Origin of the sequence: Endozoicomonas sp. ONNA2 (assembly GCF_024606365.1) — a bacterium.
Lineage (GTDB): Bacteria > Pseudomonadota > Gammaproteobacteria > Pseudomonadales > Endozoicomonadaceae > Endozoicomonas.
Genome location: NZ_JAHHPO010001047.1, coordinates 1 through 5,523 on the forward strand (window position 1 = coordinate 1; position 5,523 = coordinate 5,523).

General features: G+C 47.2%; 5 protein-coding genes. 4 read left to right on the forward strand and 1 reads right to left on the reverse strand.

Going from position 1 to position 5,523, the window contains the following annotated elements:
* Positions 1 to 192 precede the first annotated feature (192 nt).
* Entirely contained in the window at positions 193 to 1,818 is a 1,626-nt protein-coding gene (gene nadB / locus KDK14_RS18520) for an L-aspartate oxidase (protein WP_257266680.1), read from the reverse strand.
* 555 nt (positions 1,819 to 2,373) lie between these two features.
* Between nadB and rpoE the strand changes: the two genes are divergently transcribed.
* The 4 genes from rpoE (at position 2,374) to KDK14_RS18540 (ending at position 5,354) form a co-directional block, all read left to right on the forward strand.
* Complete coding sequence (rpoE, locus tag KDK14_RS18525) at positions 2,374 to 2,961, forward strand: RNA polymerase sigma factor RpoE (protein WP_257266681.1); 588 nt, start codon at positions 2,374 to 2,376, stop codon at positions 2,959 to 2,961.
* Between the two features lie 81 nt (positions 2,962 to 3,042).
* Positions 3,043 to 3,768 carry a sigma-E factor negative regulatory protein gene (locus KDK14_RS18530; protein WP_257266683.1) on the forward strand — a complete coding sequence of 242 codons (726 nt, stop codon included), beginning with the start codon at positions 3,043 to 3,045 and terminating at the stop codon, positions 3,766 to 3,768.
* A complete protein-coding gene (locus KDK14_RS18535; protein ID WP_257266684.1) occupies positions 3,755 to 4,780 on the forward strand; it encodes a MucB/RseB C-terminal domain-containing protein in 1,026 nt (341 codons plus the stop codon). Before KDK14_RS18530 ends, KDK14_RS18535 begins: the two co-directional genes overlap by 14 nt.
* Before the next feature lie 85 nt (positions 4,781 to 4,865).
* Positions 4,866 to 5,354, forward strand: coding sequence for a SoxR reducing system RseC family protein (locus tag KDK14_RS18540; protein WP_257266685.1), 489 nt, complete (start codon positions 4,866 to 4,868; stop codon positions 5,352 to 5,354).
* Positions 5,355 to 5,523 lie beyond the last annotated feature (169 nt).

The window sequence follows — 5,523 nt, forward strand, 5'->3', positions numbered from 1 at the left end:
AACCTATATCAATGTCCCTGTTTACGGGGCTTTTAAGCTTAAGTCAGTGCCATTGGGCTAGAGGCTGTTTTAAACCATAAGGCATGCAGTGAGCTGGTAGATTTTTCACTGCATATTGAATACTTGATCGCTCCCCTGTTTGGGTTATGGATGTCAGATATTTCTAATTCTGAGTTAATGCCCAATAAGTTTTTAACAGCCCCTGAAGTTCCCTGGAACCAGAATCGTGTTTTCGGGAATATCATCCGTGCGGGGGTAGTCCAGGGTATAGTGCAAGCCACGGGACTCCTTCCTGGCCATGGCACATCGAATAATCAGCTCAGATACCTGGGCCAGGTTACGCAGCTCGATCAGGTCATTGCTGACTTTGAAATTGCTGTAGAACTCATGAATTTCAGATTGCAGCAACTCAACGCGATTCATGGCTCTTTGCAGGCGTTTTGTGGTGCGGACAATCCCCACGTAATCCCACATAAAGCGGCGAAGTTCATCCCAATTGTGAGAGATAACCACATTTTCATCGGAATCGGTGACCTGGCTTTCATCCCAGTTCGGCAGAGACGGAGGTTGTGGGTATTGATCAATGGTATCGTTTATGACCCGGGCGCAGCTTTTGGCAGTGACAAAGCACTCAAGCAGTGAATTGCTGGCCAGCCGATTGGCACCATGCAGGCCGGTAAAACTGCACTCGCCTACAGCAAAAAGGCCTTTTGTGTCTGTCTGGCCGTTTTTATCAACCACTATGCCACCACAGGTATAATGGGCAGCAGGAACAACCGGGATTGGGTCTCTGGTGATGTCGATGTCATAGCTGAGACAGCGCTCATAAATGGTCGGAAAATGGCAGCAAATGAACTGTGCAGGCTTGTGGCTGATGTCCAGATAAAGACAATCTGACCCCAGGCGCTTCATTTCATGGTCAATGGCCCGTGCCACAATGTCCCTGGGTGCCAGCTCCTCCCTGTGGTCGTAGTCTGGCATGAACCGGCTGCCATCGGCGCGCCTGAGCAGACCGCCTTCACCCCGAACGGCTTCTGAAATCAGAAACGACTTGGCATTAGGGTGGTAGAGGCAGGTGGGGTGAAACTGGTTAAACTCCATGTTGGCAACCCGGCAGCCCGCCCGCCAGGCCATGGCAATGCCGTCGCCGGACGCGCCGTCTGTGTTACTGGTGTATAGATAGGTTTTACTGGCACCGCCAGAGGCAAGAACGGTAAAACGGCTCTTGAAGACATGAACCTGGTCCGACACCAGGTCGAGTATATAAACACCAACGCAGCGTGGCTCATGGTTATGAGTGTGATGTTCCAGTTTGCTGGTGGTGATCAGGTCTATAGCCAGATGATGGTCGAAAAGGTCTATGTTTGGTTTCAAACTTGCCTGTTCCAGTAGGGTATCTGAAATAGCCCGGCCAGTGGCATCGGCGGAATGAATGATTCTGCGGGAGCTGTGTCCACCTTCCCGTGTCAGGTGGTAGTCGAAGGGCCGGTCAGCGGCATGATCCGGTGTGAATGGCACCCCCTGGCTGATCAGCCATTCAATACTCTCTCTGCCATTCTCAACAATATGTCGAACAGCCGACTTGTTACACAGGCCTGCACCAGCGGTGAGCGTATCTTCCACATGCTGGTCGATATTGTCACCGGTCTGGTCCAAGACCGCAGCCACGCCTCCCTGGGCCCAATAGGTTGAGCCAGCGCTTAATGTGTCTTTGCTGAAAATGGCTATCCTGACATCATCAGACAACTGCAGTGCAGTGGTCAGGCCGGCCGCGCCAGAGCCAATGATGATTACATCATAATTACAGGGCTGTTGCATAAGGCTCCCCAATCAAGTCACGCTGACGTCATTTATCCTTCCTGTAATCAATAGGAAAACAAATGCAGTGTGGTTTAATGTGCTAGCCTGTGAAAAAGTGACTGTCTGGCAAATGACATGATACGTTCTATATTGAGAGGCTTAGCTATTAATCAGAATGCTTAATGACAGTAACTGGTTATGTGCATCGGGCTAAAGAGGCTATTTTTCGAGTCGATGTTAAGATTGCTGCCTATCTGAATCAAGAGGCTTGGTAACTTGTCTGATCTCTGTGTTTTACTGTGCAGCCATGTAGCCGCAATATTCATTTCAGGGCATTTTGGCTACACTGTAGTGTCGTTGAAGTGCTAAAGATAACCTGTTGGTTTTCCAATATAATTACAAAAATCAGATACATTGGTTTGTGGTGGACGAATACCCATATAGTAATAAATTGAAAATATCAGGAACTTTTCTTCATTTTGATGGTCTATATACTTGCTGCTGAGCTAAACCCTAAATTGCACGACGGTGCCTTTTATGGTGTTCCTGCCTTACATGGGTGGAGATGCCTGAATGGTTGATAGTCCGGATTCTGATCAGCAGTTGGTTGATCGTGTAAAGCAGGGTGACAAAAGAGCTTATGATGTGCTGGTTATTAAATACCAACATCGCATCCTTGGGCTGGTAGGTGGTTATGTCAGTGATTTTCAGGAAGTTCAGGATGTTACGCAAGAGGCTTTCATAAAAGCATACCGTGCACTTGATAAGTTTCGTGGTGATAGCTCCTTCTATACCTGGCTGTACCGAATTGCCGTTAATACGGCCAAGAATCATCTGGTATCCAAGGGGCGAAGATTGCCAGAGTCAGATATTGATGTTCATGATGCTGACTTTCTGGAAACAGCGACAACGCTGCGGGTCGTTGATACCCCTGAGCGCAACCTGTACTGTAATGAAATTGAGCAGGTCATTCATGATGTCATCCAGCGCTTACCCGACGAGCTGAGAACAGCGGTCATGTTGAGAGAGTTTGACGGTCTCAGCTATGAAGAAATTGCCGATGTTATGGACTGCCCGGTAGGTACTGTGCGGTCCAGGATTTTCAGGGCTCGTGAAGCTATTGATCGTGAGATCAGACCGTTGTTAGGGCAAAACGTTTAATTTGGTCACAAATTGGCCATAAATTGGCCATAAATTGGCCATAAAAAGTTCAACTCATGTGCGACTTGAAGGAAGGTTGGCATGAATACCAGAGGTTTGCCTATGAGTGAAAAGAGTTCCCAAAACAGTGCCAGAGAACAGCTGAAAGAGTCTTTATCGGTTGTTCTGGATGGGCAAGCCAGTGAACTCGAATTGCGCCGTGTGATTGATAGCATTGGCAAGGATGATGATCTTCGTGCGCTGGCGGGTCGCTATCAGCAGATTGGTGAGACATTACGTGGAAATAACAGTAAATTTGCCAATGTCGATATCTCCAGTGGCGTGATGAATGCCATAGAACAAGAGGAAGTAGATAACCCCGGTTCGCATATGTCCCCTGGAGCAGAATATTCTTCTGCAACCAGACCTGCATCGGGTCGCTTCCTTGAAGATGTATGGGGTTCTCTGGGTAAGGTTGCGGTTGCAGCTTCAGTGGCATTTGCTGTTGTTATCGGGGTTAGAAACAGTAATCCGTCTCCTGATTTACAGCTTTTGACTGAAAATGAACCAGTTACTCTGACTCAGCCTGTTCAGCTGGCGCAAACAGCCCATAACGATTACGGTGCATTGGGTATTCGCGCCGGATATAACTCAAGGCAGCATGATGGTATTACGCCGGAACAACTTGCTTATGCGCAGAGCCTTGCTGACAGGGCGACCAGAGAACGCTTTCATGTCTATGCACTTCAGCATGCAGAACTCTCTGCAATGGGGAGTGGGCAGAGTATTTTATCATTCGCCAGATTGACCAGTTTTGACAACCAATAAATTTATGAAACAGATGCAATGGATTACCAAAAAGCTGCTGGTCTCTTGTTTTCTTGCCAGTGGCTTTTTGTTTGCACAGACGACATCCGATGCCGTTGACTTGCTTGAAAGAATGTCAGTTTCCGCCAAAAGGCTGAGTTTTCAGGGAGAATTTGTTTATCAGCAGGGGGCGCAGCTGCAGACGTTAAGTGTTATTCATCAAGCTGAAGATCAAACAGCATCGGAAAGAGAACGTATTTTCTATCTTGATGGCGCTCCCCGGGAAGTCATTCGCTCTGGCAATGAGCTTTTCTTTTCCAGTTATAACGAGGGAGTGACGAAGTTTCAGCATGGCTCATTAATGCCGGTCCTAAGTAAATTCCAATCTGGTGTGTCTGAGCATTTCTATGACCTGAAAATTGCAGGTGTTGACCGTGTTGCTGGTCGAGAGGCTGTCCTGTTGCTTGTGCTGCCGAAAGATCGTTTCCGTTATGGATATCAGTTATGGCTCGATCGAGAATCTTCATTGTTGCTAAAATCAGTGCTGGTTGATGATCAGGGTAAAATCATTGAGCGACTGCAGTTCACTTCTCTGAATATTGGTAATCTGTCAAATGATGATCTGGCACTTCTGGATCACAAACCCTCCAATGTGGATGAAACTATTCGCCTGAGAAGCAATCCAGCCATAGGGCTCTCTGATAAACCCGGTGCGCCCTCGAAATGGCAGACGGGATGGTTGCCTGCTGGCTTTGTGTTGGAAAATAGCAGTATCCGTCCTTCTCCGATGAGTCAGCACGATGTGGATGCGTTGATCTTTTCCGATGGCATTGCCAATTTCTCTGTTTTTGTGGAACAGGATGATACTCGGGTACTAAGCCAGGCTTCTGAACAAATTGGCGCTCTTTCGGCGGTTTCAAAGATTTACCGGGAAGGTAATCAGTACTTTCACGTAACGGTTGTTGGTGATATTCCTCTAGGTACGGCAGAGAGGGTAGCCGTATCTGTGCGCCCGGTAAACATGAAGCCTTGATGTAATGATCAAGTAAGTTTACTGGACTTAAAGGCTGGTTTTTCTTTTATTATCCCTCATCGATCTATATCAGGTTTTCAGGAATATGATAGAAGAGCAGGGACGAGTTGTTGCTGTAGAGCGTGATTTCGTGTGGGTTGAAACAATCAGACAGTCGAGTTGTGCAATCTGTAGTGCCCGAAATGGTTGTGGGCAACATCTCTTCGAAAAGTACAGGTTCAGTTCGTCCTTTTCATATATCAAAGCGATTTGCCCCTTGGTAGTGAAAAAGGGTGACACGGTTGTGGTCGGTATACCGAAAGCCTCATTGCTAAAGGCTTCTTTTATGATTTATCTCTTCCCGCTTTTACTTATGATGGCAGGCATATGGTTGTTTTCTGTAATGGGGGCAGAAGACTGGCAGCTGCTTATCTCAGCTGGTTTGCTCTTGGCATGTGGCTTTGGGACAGTTCGGTTATTTGGGAAGAGGTCAGCTGAAATGTACCGTATTGCTGTGCTGAGGGTGCTTTCATCTGACACGTTGTTTTTATCTGATGGCTCCTTCGGGCGAAGGCTATCTTTCGGGCAAGATTAATATTTTTCTCTTTTCCTGATGGTAAGCACGGCTGTATAGCCAATATGATGCTGCTGGGCAGGTTTTTTATCTCGTAATTATAAATTACATCGCAGAAGCCTGGGAGGCTGTCCAAGAATAGACTGCCCTACTGCGGTGGCAGCAAATTGGTCTAAAAATTCCGTTTTGT